Annotated in this window: 17 protein-coding genes and 2 pseudogenes; 7 read left to right on the top strand and 12 right to left on the bottom strand. The window is 39.7% G+C overall.

Annotated elements, in window-relative coordinates; all coding sequences use genetic code 11:
• The 3 genes from B9N65_RS05545 to B9N65_RS05535 all read right to left on the bottom strand — a co-directional run bounded on the left by B9N65_RS05545 (position 1) and on the right by B9N65_RS05535 (position 3,421).
• Positions 1-1,242 carry an ArsS family sensor histidine kinase gene (locus B9N65_RS05545; protein WP_087583134.1) on the bottom strand — a complete coding sequence of 414 codons (1,242 nt, stop codon included), beginning with the start codon at positions 1,240-1,242 and terminating at the stop codon, positions 1-3.
• A complete protein-coding gene (locus B9N65_RS05540; protein ID WP_002940190.1) occupies positions 1,242-1,919 on the bottom strand; it encodes a response regulator transcription factor in 678 nt (225 codons plus the stop codon). The genes B9N65_RS05545 and B9N65_RS05540 overlap by 1 nt, the downstream gene beginning before the upstream one ends.
• Positions 1,920-2,017: 98 nt before the next feature.
• A complete protein-coding gene (locus tag B9N65_RS05535; protein ID WP_087583133.1) occupies positions 2,018-3,421 on the bottom strand; it encodes a Do family serine endopeptidase in 1,404 nt (467 codons plus the stop codon).
• Between the two features lie 154 nt (positions 3,422-3,575).
• Here B9N65_RS05535 and B9N65_RS05530 point away from each other — a divergent pair, with 154 nt between their 5' ends.
• From B9N65_RS05530 to B9N65_RS05505, 6 genes are all read left to right on the top strand, one after another.
• On the top strand, positions 3,576-4,472 hold the full coding sequence (locus B9N65_RS05530; RefSeq protein ID WP_009293707.1) for a DnaJ family protein: 897 nt from the start codon (positions 3,576-3,578) through the stop codon (positions 4,470-4,472).
• A 3-nt stretch (positions 4,473-4,475) separates the two neighbouring features.
• On the top strand, positions 4,476-4,850 hold the full coding sequence (locus B9N65_RS05525; RefSeq protein ID WP_002940240.1) for a heat shock protein transcriptional repressor HspR: 375 nt from the start codon (positions 4,476-4,478) through the stop codon (positions 4,848-4,850).
• A 3-nt stretch (positions 4,851-4,853) separates the two neighbouring features.
• Complete coding sequence (locus tag B9N65_RS05520; protein WP_087583132.1) at positions 4,854-6,479, top strand: cation:proton antiporter; 1,626 nt, start codon at positions 4,854-4,856, stop codon at positions 6,477-6,479.
• A gap of 80 nt (positions 6,480-6,559) precedes the next feature.
• Positions 6,560-6,814 (top strand): type II toxin-antitoxin system RelB/DinJ family antitoxin, encoded by a 255-nt coding sequence (locus tag B9N65_RS05515; protein WP_087583131.1) that lies wholly within the window; start codon positions 6,560-6,562, stop codon positions 6,812-6,814.
• 2 nt (positions 6,815-6,816) lie between these two features.
• Positions 6,817-7,080, top strand: a complete 264-nt coding sequence (locus B9N65_RS05510) for a Txe/YoeB family addiction module toxin (protein ID WP_087583130.1) — start codon at positions 6,817-6,819, stop codon at positions 7,078-7,080.
• A gap of 91 nt (positions 7,081-7,171) precedes the next feature.
• Positions 7,172-7,561 carry a hypothetical protein gene (locus B9N65_RS05505; RefSeq protein ID WP_087583129.1) on the top strand — a complete coding sequence of 130 codons (390 nt, stop codon included), beginning with the start codon at positions 7,172-7,174 and terminating at the stop codon, positions 7,559-7,561.
• Positions 7,562-7,745: 184 nt separating this feature from the next.
• Here B9N65_RS05505 and B9N65_RS05500 read toward each other — a convergent pair whose 3' ends face one another.
• From B9N65_RS05500 to secA, 3 genes and pseudogenes are all read right to left on the bottom strand, one after another.
• Positions 7,746-8,945 carry an ABC transporter permease gene (locus B9N65_RS05500; protein ID WP_087583128.1) on the bottom strand — a complete coding sequence of 400 codons (1,200 nt, stop codon included), beginning with the start codon at positions 8,943-8,945 and terminating at the stop codon, positions 7,746-7,748.
• A gap of 51 nt (positions 8,946-8,996) precedes the next feature.
• Positions 8,997-9,098: pseudogene (locus B9N65_RS11415) on the bottom strand (SEC-C metal-binding domain-containing protein); the annotation flags it as partial.
• Positions 9,099-9,206: 108 nt separating this feature from the next.
• Positions 9,207-11,603: pseudogene (gene secA, locus B9N65_RS05495) on the bottom strand (preprotein translocase subunit SecA); the annotation flags it as partial.
• 97 nt (positions 11,604-11,700) lie between these two features.
• Here secA and lolA point away from each other — a divergent pair.
• Positions 11,701-12,213, top strand: coding sequence for a LolA-like outer membrane lipoprotein chaperone (gene lolA, locus B9N65_RS05490; protein ID WP_087583126.1), 513 nt, complete (start codon positions 11,701-11,703; stop codon positions 12,211-12,213).
• Between the two features lie 27 nt (positions 12,214-12,240).
• On the opposite strand, the gene B9N65_RS05485 is transcribed toward lolA, so the two are convergent.
• Genes B9N65_RS05485 through B9N65_RS05460 form a run of 6 tightly spaced genes read right to left on the bottom strand, consistent with a single transcriptional unit; the run spans position 12,241 to position 17,902 of the window.
• Positions 12,241-12,780, bottom strand: coding sequence for a hypothetical protein (locus B9N65_RS05485; RefSeq protein WP_087583125.1), 540 nt, complete (start codon positions 12,778-12,780; stop codon positions 12,241-12,243).
• Positions 12,777-14,096, bottom strand: coding sequence for an ATP-dependent DNA helicase (locus tag B9N65_RS05480; protein WP_087583124.1), 1,320 nt, complete (start codon positions 14,094-14,096; stop codon positions 12,777-12,779). The genes B9N65_RS05485 and B9N65_RS05480 overlap by 4 nt, the downstream gene beginning before the upstream one ends.
• Positions 14,097-16,112, bottom strand: a complete 2,016-nt coding sequence (locus tag B9N65_RS05475) for a bifunctional C40 family peptidase/M15 family metallopeptidase (protein ID WP_087583123.1) — start codon at positions 16,110-16,112, stop codon at positions 14,097-14,099. It lies immediately after the preceding gene.
• Entirely contained in the window at positions 16,109-16,603 is a 495-nt protein-coding gene (locus B9N65_RS05470; protein WP_087583122.1) for a chemotaxis protein, read from the bottom strand. The genes B9N65_RS05475 and B9N65_RS05470 overlap by 4 nt, the downstream gene beginning before the upstream one ends.
• Positions 16,596-17,039 carry a DUF523 domain-containing protein gene (locus tag B9N65_RS05465; protein ID WP_087583121.1) on the bottom strand — a complete coding sequence of 148 codons (444 nt, stop codon included), beginning with the start codon at positions 17,037-17,039 and terminating at the stop codon, positions 16,596-16,598. Before B9N65_RS05465 ends, B9N65_RS05470 begins: the two co-directional genes overlap by 8 nt.
• Positions 17,036-17,902 carry a D-amino acid aminotransferase gene (locus B9N65_RS05460; protein WP_087583120.1) on the bottom strand — a complete coding sequence of 289 codons (867 nt, stop codon included), beginning with the start codon at positions 17,900-17,902 and terminating at the stop codon, positions 17,036-17,038. The genes B9N65_RS05465 and B9N65_RS05460 overlap by 4 nt, the downstream gene beginning before the upstream one ends.
• Between the last annotated feature and the right edge of the window lie 33 nt (positions 17,903-17,935).

The following is a 17,935-nucleotide window of genomic DNA, read 5'->3' as shown; positions in this document are numbered from 1 at the left end:
TTACGCCGCTATTATATCTTGTAAATTTTCAAAAATAAAGACATTCATTCCATTTTTGTATTCATAGCCAAATTTTAGTCCATGAGCCTCAAGGATGTTGCTAACTATATATAAACCTAAGCCAAAGCTCTTTTGCGCATCCTCGCCTTTGATAAATGGCTGGATGTAAAAATCAAGGTCATTTTTTAGCTTCTCGCCTTGAGTTATAAATTTCATATGATCCTTGCTAACCATGATATTTACGTGCTTATCGGTTGAATACTTTATGCCATTATCTATCATATTTTTTATAGCGACTGAAAATAGCTTAAAATCAACCATCACCCTAACCTCATCAAGCTCGCTAATGCCAACATGCTCCTTTTCAACCATTGCTATATCGATAGCTTCATCGATGAGATCCCTCATAAGACAAGGTGTTTTATTGGTAAGTCCTATCTTTGAAGTGATCTGCTCGATCGCTGCAAGCTCGTTTATCAAATTTTCAAGTTTGTGAAAGACAGAGATGAGCCTCTCTTGATTTTTGCTTTTCTCTATCATTTGAGCGGCGATCAGCCCCTTTGTGATAGGCGTTTTTAGCTCGTGCATGATATTTCTTAAGAAAAGATGCCTTGAGTCATTTAGTGCTTTGATCTGACAAACAGCCTCATAAAATGCCTCTGAAACTTCAGAAATTTCATCCTTGCCGTTGCCGACATTTTGCACGCCGTCAAGCTCGCCATTTGCAAATTTCACGATCTGACGCTTTAGTTTTCTAAGCGGCTTTATCTTGTAGATGACAAAGATATAAGCAGCCAACAAAATGACCGCAACTACGGCAAATACAGCCTTTATCACCTCGTATCTATAAGGCTGAAATTCTTTATCCATCAAAAGCTTTAGCTCGTCTAAATGCTCGATCTTTAGGTAGTGATGCTTATCATAAAGCAAGATAGCACTAGATCCTAGATCGCTTGAAATTTCTTCTAAAACGGCTGCATTTTTTAAAATTTCTTCTTTTTCATTTTTAGCTGTGATCTCTGGCATGTCGATGTTTGAGAGCTGGCGGTCGTACTGAGCTTTATTTATGATGCCACCCATGTAGAGCAAATTTGTCCTTGCGACGTTTGAGTATTTGTTATTTAGCTCTCTTGTATAGTTTTGCTTATCAAAGCCCATGAGCCACAAAAATGCTAGAAATATCGAAACGAGCGCGAGTCCAAAGATAAACGTTATCGTTATAAATATAGAAGATCTTGGCATCAAAGAACCAACTTATAGCCGATGCCGCGGATAGCGTGGATGTATTTTGGCTCTTTTGGATTTTCATTTAGTTTTTGGCGAATTCTGCCGATGATGACGTCGATACTTTTGTTTGAGCTATCTTCATTTATGCTCTCGCAGTTGTAGATGAGCTCCTCTCTAGTGACCGCCCCGCCCTCTTTTTGAAGCAGATATTTTAAGATGTCATACTCCGCTGCAGTTAAATTTAGCACGCTTCCTTTAAATAAAATTTCTCGCTCAAATTCTTTTAAAACTAAGTCTTTGTTTAAATTCCTTGCCTCATTAGCTGGAGCTATGCTCTGCCTTCTTAGATGGCTTTTTATGCGAGCAAGAAGCTCTTGTGGGTCATAAGGCTTTGGCAAATAATCATCCGCGCCGTTATCTAGGGCATTTACTTTGTCCGTTATATCGTGCCTTGCGCTTGAGATGATTATAGGGATGTTGTGCTTTTTTCTTATCTCTTTGCACACCTCTAGTCCGTCCATGCCAGGGAGCGTAAGATCAAGGATAACTAGGTCAAATTCGCTTGTGTTTAAAGTAGATAGTCCGATATATGGCTCCTCGGCCGTCGTTACTTTTATGTCGTAGTTTTCTAGGTATTCAGTTAAAATTTCAGCAAGCTCCATATCATCTTCTATCATTAAAATTCTAGTCATGATCTTTCCTGATGTAAATTTATTTTTTAAGGATTATAGCAGATAAAGGTTTTAAAAATTTAAAAGAGTTAAGAGCTGAAATTTCAGCTCTTAAGTGGTTATTTTATAACAAGGCCTTGCATGATGCCACCGCGGTTTATCCATACTAGCGTCTTTTTGCCTTTTGCATTTTTAACAGTGCTTGCAAATGTTTGAATATCTTTTATGCTCTCTTCGCCAACTTGAACGATCACATCGCCTCTTTCAAAGCCAAAGTCTTCAGCTTTTGAGCCAGATTTTACGTCAGTTACAAGCACGCCTTGAGTATCTGGGCTGATCTTATATTTAAATCTTATCTCATCGCTTAGATTGCTAACGCTAAGACCTTCGATGATGACGCTTTTTGTCGCATCTTTTGCGTTGTGATCCATATTTACAAGCTTGATTTTTGTATTCATAACTTTATTTGATCGCTCGTAAGTTATATCAACGCTGCTATTTGGAGTTAGTGAGCCGATGAAATTTTTAAGATCATTTGCGTTTTTGATAGCTTTGCCGTTTGCAGAGATAACCAAGTCGCCTCTTTTTAGCCCTGCTTCATCTGCTGGCATGCCCTGCTCTACGCCGCTTATTAGCGCACCCTCTTTATTTGTATAAAGCTCTTTTTGCTCATCGGTTAAATTTGCTATCGTTACGCCGATAAATCCACGCTCGATCTTGCCGTCAGTTATCAGCTTTTTAGCGATATCTTTTACCATATTTGATGGTATGGCAAAGCCTATGCCGTTGTTACCGCCACTTTTTGAAAGTATGGCTGAGTTTATACCGACCAAATAGCCTCTGCTATCAACCAAAGCGCCACCTGAGTTGCCAGGGTTTATAGAGGCGTCTGTTTGGATGAAATTTTCATATTGATTAAGGCCTATGTTGTCTTTATTGAGCCCTGAGACGATGCCTTGAGTGATGCTCTCGCCTACGCCAAAAGGATTGCCTATAGCAAAGACTACGTCCGCATCAAGCAGCTTTGATGAGTCAGCAAATGTTATCGCATTTAGCCCATTTGCCTCTATCTTTATAACGGCTAGATCGGTTTTTGGATCGCTACCTATTAGCTTCGCTTTATACTCCTTGCCACCCTTTGCCAAGGTCACAACGATCTGGTCGCTATCTTCGATGACGTGGTTGTTTGTAACGATGTAGCCGTCATTTGAGATGATAACGCCAGAGCCAAGAGAAGTTGTCTTTTCTTTCTCTTTTGGTTTTGCAAAGTTAAATCCAAAAAATTCATTAAAAAACGGGTCGTTAAACATCTGCTCGATGCCAGCGTTGCTTACTGTTTTTGTAGTTGAGATATTTACAACTGAAAGTTTTGCCTGAGCGATAGAGTCATAGTATGAGAGCACACTATTTTTATCGCTTAACGGCGAAACTCTAGTTACATCTTGGTTTGCTTCGTTAAATTTAATATCAGCTCCCATTAGCAAAGAAGCCGCCGCTAATGAAATTAGCATAAATTTTTTCATTTTTTTCCTTTAAATTGAAAATGTCTTGAAATTATAAATAGAGCTTAAAAATAAAATCTTAATGCTTTTTCTCCTTTGTAAATAAAAATAAACTTGACTTGCATAGACTAAAGTTTTGTGATATAATCCGTGTCAAAAAACATAAGGAGAATATATGAGCGAAAGCTTATATGAAACTTTAGGAGTTTCAAAAGGCGCATCAAGCGACGAGATAAAAAAAGCTTATAGAAAACTTGCTAGAAAGTACCACCCAGACATCAACAAAGACCCTGGAGCAGAGGATAAATTTAAAGAGATAAACGCTGCTTATGAAATTTTAAGTGACGAGAAAAAACGTGCCCAGTATGATCAATACGGCGACAATATGTTTGGCGGTCAAAATTTCCACGACTTTGCCAGAGGTTCAGCCGATATGGGCGATCTAAACGATATCTTGAAAAATATCTTCTCAGGCGGATTTGGTGGAGGCGGCGCTAAATTTAGCGGTGGATTTGGCGGAGGTTTTGAAGGATTTGAAGGCTTTGGCGGAGGTGGATTTGGCTTTGGCGGAGCTGATCTAGATGTAAATGCCAAAATTTCTATACCATTTGACGTAGCTGTAACTGGCGGCGAACATAAGATAAATTTTAATGGCGAAAGCATCAAGATAAAGATCCCAAGCGGTATAGAAGGCGGCGAAAAACTTCGCATAAAAGGCAAAGGCAAGAGTGCTGGCGGTCAAACTGGCGATCTTATACTTGCCATTAGCGTTGAGCCAAGCGACGAGTATGAAAGAGTCGGCGATGATCTTTATAAAGATGTAGAAATTCCACTAAAAACTATGCTCTTTGGCGGTAAGATAAATGTGCATACATATAAAAAAGATGTAACCATTAAAATCGCTGAGAACTCAAAAACAGGCACGAAGATCCGCTTGAAAGGATACGGCGTGCAAAATAGAAAGAGTGGAATTTATGGCGATCTTTACTTAAAGGCTAGGGTAAAACTTCCAAATATCAGTGAGCTTGACGAGGGCTTAGTAAAAGAGTTAAAAGAAAAATTACCGGAGTAAAAAATGCAAAATTATGAAGAACCACTTTTTTTAATAAGCGTTGTAGCAAAGGTTTTAAGCATACATCCACAAACTTTAAGACAATACGAAAGAGAGGGACTAGTTGAACCCTCAAGAACAGATGGCAAGATGAGGCTCTACTCACAAAAAGACGTTGATCGCGTCAAAACGATACTAAATTTAACCCGTGAGCTTGGCGTAAATTTAGCAGGTGTTGATGTGATACTTCAGTTAAAAGAGAAAATTGACGATTTAGAAGCAACTATTGATGATTTAAATAAAAAATTACACGAAGCTACTAGTCAAACTAGCACCAAAAGATCGCTTGTAAAGAGAAAAAGTAGCTTTGATCTTGTATTTTACGAAGGCAAAAAATAATATATGGAACAAATTTTAGAAGGCTTCTTGCTTGTCGCTGCGATCTCAGTCGCGTTAAATGTCATTTTTAAGAAATTTCAGATACCAACCATCATCGGCTACATCGTAACTGGCACGCTTATATCAGAGTTTTTCAACCTAAAAAGCAACGACGAAATTTCTCATATCGCGGAATTTGGTATCGCATTTTTGATGTTTACGATCGGACTTGAGTTTAGCTTTAAGCACCTGATGAGCATGAAAAAAGAGGTCTTTCTAAATGGCGGTCTGCAAGTTTGTTTAAGTGGCTTTGTGATGGGCGTGATGCTCTACTACGCGCTTCATCTAAAAGACGAGACAGCACTTATCGCTGGTCTTGCCTTTGCTCTATCATCAACTGCGATCGTGCTAAAAACGCTAAATGACAACGGCGATGTGAGTAAAATTTATGGTAGAAAGGCGCTTGGAATTTTACTATTTCAAGATATCGCCGTCATCCCTATTTTGCTTATGATAGATATGTTTAGCTCGCAAGATGCCTCGATAAATGAGCTTTTGCTAAAGACATTTACGAGCGCGGTAATCCTTATCGTTGTGCTATTTTTGCTCGGCAAATACGTCATCAACTGGATATTTTACAAAGTCGTTCAGACAAACTCTCAAGAGGTCTTTATAGCTACGATCCTCTTTTTAGTAGTTGGCGCCAGCACGCTAGCTCACTTTTTTGGCTTTTCTTACTCTCTTGGTGCATTTTTAGCTGGCATGATGATGGCAGAGACGCAGTATAAGCACCAGATCGAGGTCGATCTCATACCTTTTAGAGATCTGCTTCTTGGACTATTTTTCATAACCGTTGGCATGCAGATAAATTTTGTAGTCGTGCTCTCAAATATCTGGCTAGTTCTAGGTCTAGTCTTTAGCATAATGGTCGTAAAAGCTATCGTCGTTTTTGCCGTTTTAAATATCTACTTAAAACGTAGGGTCGCTGCTAAAACCGCGCTTAGCGTTTGTCAGATAGGAGAATTTGCACTGGCTGTCTTTGGGCTGATGACTACTAGAAATTTATTAGATGTCCAAACTGCGCAAATTTTCATCGCAGCCTCTGTTATATCGATGTTTGCGACACCTTTTATACTTAAAAAGCTTGACGTCTTAGCTGATCTTGTAGAGCGTGAGGTGGTAGTCGAGTCAAACGAGACCTTAAAGCCACAAAAACTAAAAAATCACATCGTAGTCTTTGGCTACGACAGGCTTGGTCAAGAGGTCGTTTTAAGGCTAAAAGAGACAAAGCTTTTATACATCGTGCTTGATAACGACATCAGCCTAGTTGAGCTTGGCAGAAGCCGCGGGGAAAATGTATTTTTAGGAAACGTGCTGCAAAGCGACACTCTTGAAAATGCCTGCCTAAACGACGCAGCAGCCGTTATCATAACAGTTAGCAACGAGCAAAGAGTTGAGCTGATCGCGCAAAAGATCAAAGACTACGGCGCAAATATCCAAACGATCATCAAAGCAAATGGCGAGGGCAACAAAGATATCTTTGGCGAGCTAGGCGCAAATTTCCACCTAATAAGCGAAGAGCGCGTCATGGCAAAAACCCTTGTTCACGAAGCCCTTCAATGCAAGATCGACCACGACGTAAGAGCGTAGTAAATTTATATAAAAAACTATATATCATAATTATTTATAAATACAATGTATGATATTATAATTGCAAAAAAGGATAAACAATGGCACAAATTTGCTTAAGAGTAGAAGATAATATTAAAAAATCAGCCGAGGCGATCTGCAAAGAGATGGGGCTCTCTATGTCATCAGCTGTTAATATTTTTCTTACAAAGCTAGTTTCTGAAAGGGCTATCCCTTTTGAAGTTTCAGCTCCAGATCCATTTTATAAAGACGAAAATATAGCCTATCTTGAAAAAAAGATGAAAGACTTTAAAGAAGGAAAGCTAAATTTTAAAGAGCAGGAACTACTAAGCTAACAATGAGTAGAGATATAAAATGGGATTTTGACGCTTGGAAGGACTATCTATCTTGGCAAAATCAGGATAAAAACACCTTAAAAAGGATAAATGAACTCATAAAGGATACGACTAGAGATCCTTTTGACGGTATAGGCAAGCCTGAAGCGCTAAAAGGAAATTTATCTGGTTTTTATAGTAGAAGGATAAACAGCGAACACCGCTTGGTTTATGCAGTAGATGAGACTACGATCTACATAATAGCCTGCAAGGGGCATTATAATTAAATTTTTTGCTCTCAACATCTTTTCATAAGTCTTTTTAAAATATAACTTTATTATAATCACATCGTTTTATAAAATTTCAAAAGGATAAATTATGAGAAAAATGTTTTTATTTAGCTTGGCTACATTATCTTTATTAACAATTAGTGCTAATGCAAGAGAGTATAAATGTACCGACAAAGATGTAATAATTGCGGCTCTAAAGGCTGATCCATCAACCCAAGGTGCTTCTATACAATCACGTATGGAGGTTTTACACGGATTTCGCCCTTGGAAGATAGAAAACATCGAACAAAGAGGCTTTACACCAAAAACAATGATAGGATGTATGGCTGATACAAATGGAGCTTATATAACCTATGTTATACACGTTGATAAAGAAACTGGAAAAGCATTTGTACTCCCACACCCTACTCAAAGTTATGCCAAGTTTAAAAGGGTAACTAGCAAAAAAGATCACGGAGCATATATACCAGTAAATTAACTAGACGTTCTTTATCTTGCAAAAATTCTAATCAATGCTATGTAGTTAGAATTTTTCAAGACAAAAATTTGTTATAAAGATGATAAATAGTTCAAATTTCATCTTTATAACAGTAAATTTTAGTGCTTTAGATTTATAAATTTAAAAGCGAAGTATCAAATTTAAAGCCTAGCTTTGCCAGGCTTTACTCATTTCTTAAAGTTTGAAGGACATTTACCTCTGTGGCTTTTTTAGCTGGATAATAAGACGAGATAGCCACGATAAACACAGCTCCAACTACGATAAGCACAAGATCTATCGTTGAGAGTTCAAGTGGCAGTTTGCTTGAGCCATAGACGTCAGCTGGCAGGTCTATGATGTTGAAATTTCCAAGTAAAAATAGCCCCAAAAAGCCAAGCACTAAGCCAAATATGATGCCACCTCCGCCGATAACTAGCCCTTGATAAAAAAAGCTTCTTTTTATCTCGCCTTTGCTAGCTCCAAGTGCTAGAAGCAAGGCGATCTCCTGCCTGCGGTTCATCACAGTCATTAGCAGTGAGCTTATGATATTTAGCGACGCCACAAGGATAATAAGCATCAAAACGATGAAAAGTGCTCTTTTTTCAAGTGCGAGCGCTGAGAAAAAGTTCCCATTTTGCTCCCACCAACCAATAGCCACCGTGCCAGTTGGTAGGCCTTCGCGCACCCTTTTTATATCATCAAATGGCTTACTTGAAAAGATGTGAATTCCATCATAAACTCCCTTTGGATAGTCCAAAATTTTCCTCAAAGCCTCAACCGAAGTATATGAAAACGCCTTATCGTAGGCAATTAGCCCAGATGTAAATGAGCCGCCTATGTCAAAGCGCTTCATCTTTGGCGTTAGTGAAAAGCCAGCCGGATCAGCCTTTGTAAAGATAAGAGTTAGTTTTTCATCGTTTCTTAGCCTAAACTCACTCGTTATGCCACTTCCCACAAGTATCTCAAAACCATCTAGCTCTTTGTCTTTTAAGGCTTCATTTACGACTGAGTTTATCTGCTTTTCATCTTTAAAATTTACGCCATAAATTAGCCCGCCTTCAAGCGCGTTTGCCGAGCGGTAGATGACCTGCGTGCTGATATATGGACTAAATTTAAGGTCGCTAAATTTAGCCTTTAGCTCATCTACAAAGCCATCATCGATTGATCCTTTAAAAGCGCTTTGAACGGTTATAGGATAGTTCATCGTAAAAAGTTTGCGCTCAAATTCTTTGTCAAATCCATTCATAATAGCCATAGCAACGATCAAAACCATAAGTCCGATGCTAACACCAAGAAAGGCGAGCAAGGCACTTAGAGCGATAAATGGCTGGGTTTTATCAAATCTTAAATATTTAAAAAGTAGGTACTTTGGTAAGCTTGTCATCAAATAGCCTTTAAAAGATTAAGGCGCTTTGGCGCCTTAAAAGTAGAAATTTTAAGCAAATATGCCTTTTTTAGGGCCACTTTTGCCGTGGCAATCTTTATATTTTTTACCGCTTCCGCAAGGGCATGGAGCGTTTCTTGGTATCTTTTTTTCTGGCGTGAAATTTTTATCTTCGCCTTGGTTGCTATAGTTTAGAGGCTCATTTTCAGCATTTTGGCTAGCTTCTAGCATCATCCTAGCTTGCTCTTCTTGCTCCTCACGGCTCTTAAATCTAACGATTTGAAGCGTTTTAACGCTCTCAGTTTTTAGTCTGCCAACTAGCTCCATAAAGAGGTTGTAGCTCTCTTTTTTATACTCTACTAGCGGATCTTTTTGATTATACCCTCTTAGACCTATACCAGTTTTTAGGATATCCATCTGATAAAGATGCTCTCTCCACGCATTATCAAGTACTTGAAGGTATAAAATTTTCTCTATATCTTTTCTTTGCTCTTCATTTAGCACGCTCATCTTTTCGTTATATCTAACCTCTAAAATTTGCGCTATTTTTTCTACTAGTTCGTTATACTCTAGCCCTTTTAGCTCGCTCTCGTCGATCTCTTCGCCGCAGTCCGCAAGGATGATAGAGCATAAATTTTTAATGTCATAATCATCTTTTAAGCCGCCATGGAAAATTTCAGCCGTATCAAGTAAATTTGTAGCGTATTCAACTCTATTTTGAGCTATTTTTTCGCTCATATCGTAGTTTTTATCAAGTAGTTCGTCGCGGTATTTGTAGATAGTCTTTCTTTGCTCATTTGCCACGTCGTCATACTCAAGCAAGTGCTTTCTAGCCTCAAAGTGCAAGCTCTCGACTTTCTTTTGAGCATTTTCAACAGCCCTTGTCACCATGCGGCTCTCGATACTCTCGCCCTCGTCGATACCAAGCCTATCCATGATCGCTTTTATGCGGTCGCTACCAAAAATCCTTAAAAGATTATCTTCTAAGCTTAGATAAAATCTACTCATACCAGGGTCGCCCTGACGTCCAGCACGGCCACGGAGCTGATTATCTATCCTTCTACTCTCGTGCCTTTCGGTGCCGATGATATATAGACCACCTAAATTTCTAACCTCATCATTAATCCTGATATCAACACCACGTCCAGCCATGTTTGTAGCGATAGTCACAGCGCCTTTTACGCCAGCTTGTGCGATGATCTCAGCCTCTTTTTCATGGTTTTTAGCATTTAGCACAGAGTGTGGGATGCCAGCTTTTTTAAGCATCTCATGAAGCACCTCACTGCGCTCGATACTTGCAGTTCCTACAAGCACTGGCTGACCTTTTTCGTGAGCCTTTTTAACTTCATCGATAACAGCTTTAAATTTCTCGTTTTGAGTTTTATAGATAAGGTCGTTTTGATCAATCCTGATAACTGGCACGTTTGTCGGGATCGAGATAACTTCAAGATTATAAATTTGAGAAAACTCAGTAGCCTCAGTCTGAGCCGTACCAGTCATGCCTGCAAGCTTTTTATACATCCTAAAGTAGTTTTGGTATGTTGTATCGGCAAGCGTTTGGCTCTCTTCTTGGATTTTCACACCCTCTTTTGCTTCAAGCGCTTGGTGAAGCCCCTCGCTAAAGCGCCTGCCCTCACTTAGACGTCCTGTAAATTCATCAACGATGACAACCTCGCCATCTTTTACGACGTAATGAACGTCTTTTTCAAAGAGATTGTGCGCCTTTAGAGCTTGATCTAGGTGGTGGCTTAGCACGGCATTTTCAAGGTTGTATAAATTTTCAACCCCAAAGAGCTTTTCAGCCTTGCTTATGCCAGCCTCTGTGATCATTATCGTTCTATTTTTTTCATCTACTATGAAATCCCCCGTTGGCTTTGAACCTGGCACGTTTGGATCGGCTGGAGTGCCTCTGGTAAGCTGTTTTGCGACTTGATCAGCTCTTATGTAGCCATCAAGCGTGCGGTTTGTTGGACCAGAGATTATAAGTGGCGTTCTAGCCTCATCTATCAATATACTATCGACCTCATCCACGATAACGAAGTTGTGGCCTCTTTGCACCTTTTGACCAGCTTCAAATTTCATATTGTCACGAAGGTAGTCAAAGCCAAATTCTGAGTTTGTGCCGTATGTTATGTCAGCATTATAGGCAGCTTGTCTTACCTCGTCGTCATATCCGCCACTTAGTATCACATCAACGCTTAAGCCTAAAAAGTTATAAAGCTCGCCCATTTGCGTCGCGTCACGCTTTGCAAGGTAGTCATTTACTGTTACTACATGCACACCCTTGCCGCTCATCGCGTTTAATATAACTGGCAAAGTCGCAACCAAGGTCTTACCCTCGCCTGTCTTCATCTCGGCGATCCTGCCCTCGTTTAGCACCATGCCGCCGATTAGCTGCACGTCAAAATGGCGCATCTTAAGCACCCTTTTGCTAGCCTCTCTAACAATCGCAAAAACATCATTTAAAATTTCATCTAAAGTGACTTTTTCTTCTACTACTTTGGCTTTTAGCTCATTAAATTTGATCTTAAGCTCATCGTCGCTCATCTTCTCATATGTAGGCTCTAGCGCGTTTATCTGCGCCACACGTTTTATGTATTTTTTGACTTCTCTATCGTTTTTCGTGCCAAAAATCTTTCTAAATACCGATGAAATCATTACTTTACCTTCCTAAATTTTTAAACTTTGGATCTTAGCATAGTTTAACTATTTATTTAATTAAACTGGGCTAGAATACGCCAAAAAAGGATAAAAAATGAGAAAATTTTTAGTTGCATCTCTTGTCGCAGTTTGTTCATTTGGCGCTGGCTTAAATTTTAAAAGCCTGCAAAGTGACTTTACGCAAACTGTCTTTAGCGAAGGCAAGAGTGTAAATTATAAGGGTAGATTTTACGCTAAAAGCGACAACACCGCGCTTTGGATATATGAAAGTCCAACACCAAAGAGAATTTACTTTGACAAAGACAAGGTGGTCGTGATCGAAGATGAGCTTGAACAAGCCATCATTTCAAGGCTAGATGATACGCCAAATTTGACGCAGGTCTTAGCTCACGCAGAGCAAATTCAGCCGACACTTTATAAGGCGATATATGACGGGATTGAGTACTTTATAACGATCAAAAACACGCTTCCAACGACGATTGACTATAAAGACAAGCTCTCAAATAAGATAAAAATAACTCTAAGCAACCCTGTAAAAGACGCGCTCATCCCAAAAGAGACGCTAACTCCAGTCATCCCACAAGGTTACGACATCGTAAATCAATAAATTTGGCTAGCTTTTAGCCAAATTTACTCACTTCTCTCCGAAGTCTTTTCCAAATTCTTGCACATTATTTAGATCGATCGGCTTTTGCACCACGTCATTTGGATCAGGTGCGACGATGATCTCATTGCCTTTTTTCTTCTTTTCTGGCTTTGTCATCACATCTTCATTTACGCTTGAATCAGAGCATAAATTTTGGCTTTTTATCGCTTTTATGATCTCGCTTAGCTCTAGATTATTTATCACTTTGATATTTAAAATAAGCACGTCGTCGATATCAAGCGAGTGTTTTTTGGCTGCGTATTTCATAAAGAGCTCTTTAAATTTCTCTTTTCCCATTGAGGTTAGGATATCCTCCACGTAAAAGCTGCCAACAACGACGTTTAGCGCATCAAGCACGTAGGCTTCGTTCTCCTCCACGTCACGTCCGACAACTTCAAGATTCATGCTTATCTTTTTTGTTAAATTTTGTCCAGCTTTTGAGTAGATATCTGTTTGAAAGTCACTCACTTTTAGCACGTCTGCGAACGCAAAAACGCCAAAAACAAGGCTTAAAAATAGCTTTTTCATAAACTCTCCTTAATATGCAAAAATACGTTTTCTTGGTAAAATTTCTTAACTTCGTCGTCAATTTTAACCACTTTTCTTAAATGCTGCCTAAAATCACTTTTCTTATCATAAAAAAGTTTTAAATTTTTAGGATTTACTGCACGAGAAAGTGCGACGTAGAGCTGTCCTTTGGCAAAGATGTGGTTGATGTTGCAAATGAGCGAATTTATGCTCATGCCTTGAGACTTGTGGATAGTTAGCGCATAGGCAAGCTTAAATGGAAACTGATAAAGCGAAGCCTGCACGTTCTCCTCGATCTCGTCTTCGTTTAAATTTAGCGCGCAAAAGTTATAAGCGCACTTTTCTATCTCGCAGATCTCGCCGCTATCTTTTTGCACGATCACGCTTGAAATGGCGCCATTTTCTTTTAAAATTTGCATGATCTTGCCCTGCTCGCCGTTATAGTACTCGCCCCATTTATTTGAAGTAAAGATGATTTTTGCGCCTATCTTCATCTCCAAATTTCGCGAGATATTTAGCGTGTTTGCCCACTTTTCAAACTCTTTTTTGTCTAAATTTTCATCCATAACAAGCACGTCCGAGTTTGAAATTTCAAGAGGCGCATTAAGCGCAAGAAGCCTCTTTTGATTTAGCATCTCAGCCTCAGCATTTCTGCCAAAAAGCACGCTAGTCTCGCTATCTGGCTCGATAGCATCCACTCGCAAGCTCTCGATGTAGGCCATCATCTCATCATCTAGCTCGCCAACTCTAAGACGAGAGAGAATTTCATAAAATTTAAGATCATTAGTGCGTTTTGAGACGAGCAGCTCGACATTTGTAAATTTCATATCCTCCCACGCACTTGAGTTAAAGGCGTATAAAAAGTTAAAAAGTTTGCTCTCATTTTGCTCTTTTTGCACGGGTGGCAGCTGATAAAAGTCGCCCACTATGAGCACTCTGCCTTTAAATTTAGAGGTGAGCAAGCGGTATCTTATCATCTCCATCACGTTTGAGCTAACCATCGAAATTTCATCAATTACTAGCAGATCGCAGACATCTAGCATATTTCGTAGCTTGCTTAGCTTATCTTTTTGGCGGTAGTCAAGCCGTCTTAGCTCCTCGTAGTCCTTGCAGTAGCCAAATTTAAAAAAGCTATGCAAGCTCACGCCCCCAAGACTAACAGCGCTTATGCCAGTTGAGCCAAGGATGATGACGTTTTTGAAATTTTCTTTGTAGTGTCTGATGATGGAGGCGGTCAGATAGCTCTTGCCAACACCGCCACCGCCTGTTAAAAAGACATTTGAGCGAGATAAAATTTCTAAAATTTGATCTTTCATCTACTCAAACATCTCTGGGCGATACTCAAAATGCATCGTATCAAAGTGCTTCCAGCGTCCGCCCCAGATAAATTTATGCTTCTCGAAAACTCGCACGATCTTTTCAGGGATCAAATTCTCATAGCCCTTGCTCCACTGCCAGTAGTGGCTCTTTTTTACATTTATATCGATCGCGATGCCGTAGCTGTGCGCGCTTAGGCGGTTTGTGCCAGCGATGATGCGCCACTTAAATGTCCCGCCTGGATCTTTTAGGTACTCAAGTAAATTTGGATCGCTCTTTACCATCTCGTTTAGCTCGTTGCTCACATCCTGCAAGGCAGCTGCGGCGCCATTTTTAGAGTTAAATTTCAAAGGCAAATTTAAAAAATCTTTTAGCCAGATAACATCAACCAAATTTGCCTTTACCGCGCTCTCACTTGAGCCATAAATTTTGCCTAAAAGCTCGTAGTTTCTGCATCTACCAGCATCACTTAAAGCCGCGCTAAGTGGCGAAAACGCAGCGTAATCAAGTGCGTTCATATCTTCGATATCAGCCCCAGTGCTACACTCTTCATCTTTTTGTTTAAAATCATCATAGACTAAACTCGTGCCATCACTAAATTTAACCAAATTTTCTTCTATCTTCACGCCATAAGCTCGCTGCAAAGCTGAGATCTTTCTAGCTTTATCTAGCATCCCTTGCTCAGGTCTCATCACATTTATAGAATCAACCTTAGAAATTAGCAAATTTGCACTTTGTATGTCGCTTCTATTTTGTCCGATATTTAGCGTAGTTATCGCAGTCGCTCCGATTAGCGCGCGGCCGTTGTTTGTAGTTTTTAGCCCCCAAGCATCATGCACGACGTAGATATCATCGCCCTTGTATCCAGCATAGAGCATGATGTGACCTGGCAGATGCACGAGCGTGAGATATGGCACGCCTTTTTCTTTTATCTCTTTGCTCTTTGCAGCGTTGCTAAGGCCTTTTAGATTGATCTTTTCTCCCATATTTGCCTGCGCCCTTGAGTTCCTAGGTAACCACACGCCAAAGCTTGCTAGCAAGTCTTTTGTAAAAAGCGAGCAGTCTCTTAGCTTATCCACCCCGCCCCAGCCATAAGGCTGAGTAAGAAGTGAGCTAAGAATAGTTTTTAAATTTGAATCGTTAAATTTAAGTGGAAAAAGGGCGCTAAAAGACTTTGGGAGGACAAACTCCCTAAGCATATTTCTTACATAAATTTTGCCGTAGTAGTTTTTGTCATCTTGCGCTAAAACTGGCAGTATCGCGCCGACACGTGAGTAAAACAAAAAGTTTCCGCCCTTGTCATAAACTGGCATCTTGTCGGTTTTTATCGTTACAAAGCTTGATTTTTGATAGGCAAGCGCCTCTTCATCGCTTATAAATTTGATATCTTCAATCTTCACCCAGCCCCAAACCGCATCATCACTCACAAACGCCCACGCCCTATCTTTTGAGAGGTGCGATACAAAGAGCGGATGAGCGATGCTTAGGGTGGATTCTTGCAAATAATCAAACGGATAGCCCTCACCTGGAGTTTGCGGGTTTAAAAATATCGGCTCATCGGTTGGGAAATTTCTTACAGCCGTGTTTGCTGAAGTTAGAGCGTAAGCTGAAATTTGCAAAAAGCCAGCGAAATTTGCATTGTCCTTTTGCGCGTCAAACCAGCTTTGAGGTATCTGCCTAAAATTTGAGCCAAAATACTTTCTTTTCTCGCTTGGTTTATATACATTAAACGCCCAAAAAGCGTCGTTTGGATTAAATTTCACACCTCTTAGAGTAAAAACTTTAAATCTTCTTTTTAAAATTTCATCTTGATTAAAACTCGCACTTTGCATATTTTGAGGTAGCGACGAGGCGTCTTGTTTTACTTCAAATTCAAGCAAGCTGATGCGCTCATTTGGCTTATAGACATTTTCGTCTGGCAGGGCATTTTGCTGCTTGTTTGGCTCTGGTTTTGTTGTCTGCGAACAACCCAAAAACAAAGCAACACTAAGTGCTAAAAATATACCTTTTTTCAAATTTCTTCCTTATCCTTAAATATAGCTTCGACGATCAAAACAAAGATATAAAACATCTTTTCATCGTTGTTTTTGCAAATTTGTTTCATCGTCTCGTTTTGATCCTTTACCTTTATATCGTTTGATCTTAAAATTTCTACAATGTCTGAGCCAAATTTCTTTGAAAGCTCGCCCACTTTGACATCATTTAGTGCGTTTAAAAACCTTGTCGTGTTGCAGTCCATCTGAACTGGCTTATGCTTTAAGATATTCTTAAACTCTAGGCTTAGCTTTTTTAGCTTTTTCTTCTTGACGTAGCTGTGGATTATGGTGAGGACAACCAAGCTAAAGCCAAAGAAAATGTGCAAATTTAGCGAATTTTCGCTCATCTCTCCCTTTAAAAAGAGCACGCCGCTTGCAAAAAGTCCCGCCACGCAGACAAAAAGTAGCAGCAAGATGATGTATTTAAAGACGACCTCGAGCCAGACGTTATCTTTTAGCCTCTCAAACATCAAGCCGCCCTATCTCATCTTCGCTAAAAACTAAAATACCATTTTCTTTTAGCAGTTTTGCCGCTACGCCGTCACCTAAAATGAGCCTTTTAGTGAAGCTTCCATCATAAATTTGCCCGCTCCCACAGCTTGGGCTTCTAGCTTTTAAAATAGCCTTTTTACAGCCATTTAGCTTAGCTATTTTTAGGCAAATTTTAGCTCCAAATTTAAAATTATCGCTCACATCTTTGGCGGTTTTTGTGAGAACTAAACCCTCTTTAATCTCAGCTGGCTCTCTTGGTGTGCTAAGTCCGCCAAAAACCTCTGGACAGACGAAAAGCAGATGATATCTCTTTGAAATTTCATCTAAAATTTCCCTATCCAAAAGGTTGTTTTCGCCATTAAATTTGCAGTTTATGCCAGCCAGACAAGCGCTTATTAAGACCTTTTCTCTCAAAGTCCAGCTTCTTTTAAAAGCTCGCTAGCATAAATTTCACGAAGTTTGCTTGAAATCTCGCCCACTTTTGCGCCGTTTATCGCCTTGCCGTCAGCATAGATGACTGGCAAAAGGATGAGCGTAGCAGCCGAGATAAAGACTTCATCAGCACTATAAACCTCGTCCATGCTAAATTTACGCTCCTCTATCTTTAGGCCGATATCTTTAGCGATCCTTAAAAGCCTCATACGACGTATCCCTGGCAAAATTTCATTTGAAAGTGGCTTGGTAATGAGGGTTTTATCTTTGATGATAAAAGCGCTCGAGCTACAGCCCTCTGTAACAAAGCCATTTTCGACCATAAAGCCCTCGTCCGCACCCTTTTTGTGAGCCTCGTTTTTAGCGTAGCACTGAGCTAGAAGCGAGATCGACTTGATGTCGCGCCTTTTCCACCTGATGTCCTCGACGCTTACCACTTTTATGCCATTTTTTGCGGCTGGGTTGTTTAAAATTTCGCTCTCATAGCAAAAGATAAAGACGCTTGGGGTTAAATTTTCCATAAAATAGAAATTTCTAAACGCCACACCTCTTGTTACTTGCATGTAAATTCCGCCCTCTTTTAAGGCGTTTTTAGCGATTATCTCATTTAAGATCGCTTCAAATTTATCTTTTTCGTAAGGCAGGCTTATATCTATCTCGTTTAAACTTCTCTCAAACCTCGCCCAAAAGCCATCTTTATCGACCATTTTTGAATTTATCACAGGCACTACTTCATAAATTCCATCGCCAAATATAAATCCCCTATCAAACGCACTAACTTTTGCCTCATCTTTTGGCACAAACTCACCATTTACAAAGACCGTTTCTAAAGCTTTATCTGCCATTTTTAGCTCCTTAAATTTTGTGCAAATTGTATC

Origin of the sequence: Campylobacter concisus, assembly GCF_002165815.1 — a bacterium.
Taxonomy (GTDB): Bacteria; Campylobacterota; Campylobacteria; order Campylobacterales; family Campylobacteraceae; genus Campylobacter_A; species Campylobacter_A concisus_BH.
The sequence above is the reverse complement of the archived record's forward strand: the minus strand, read 5'-3'. Positions and strand labels throughout refer to the sequence as shown.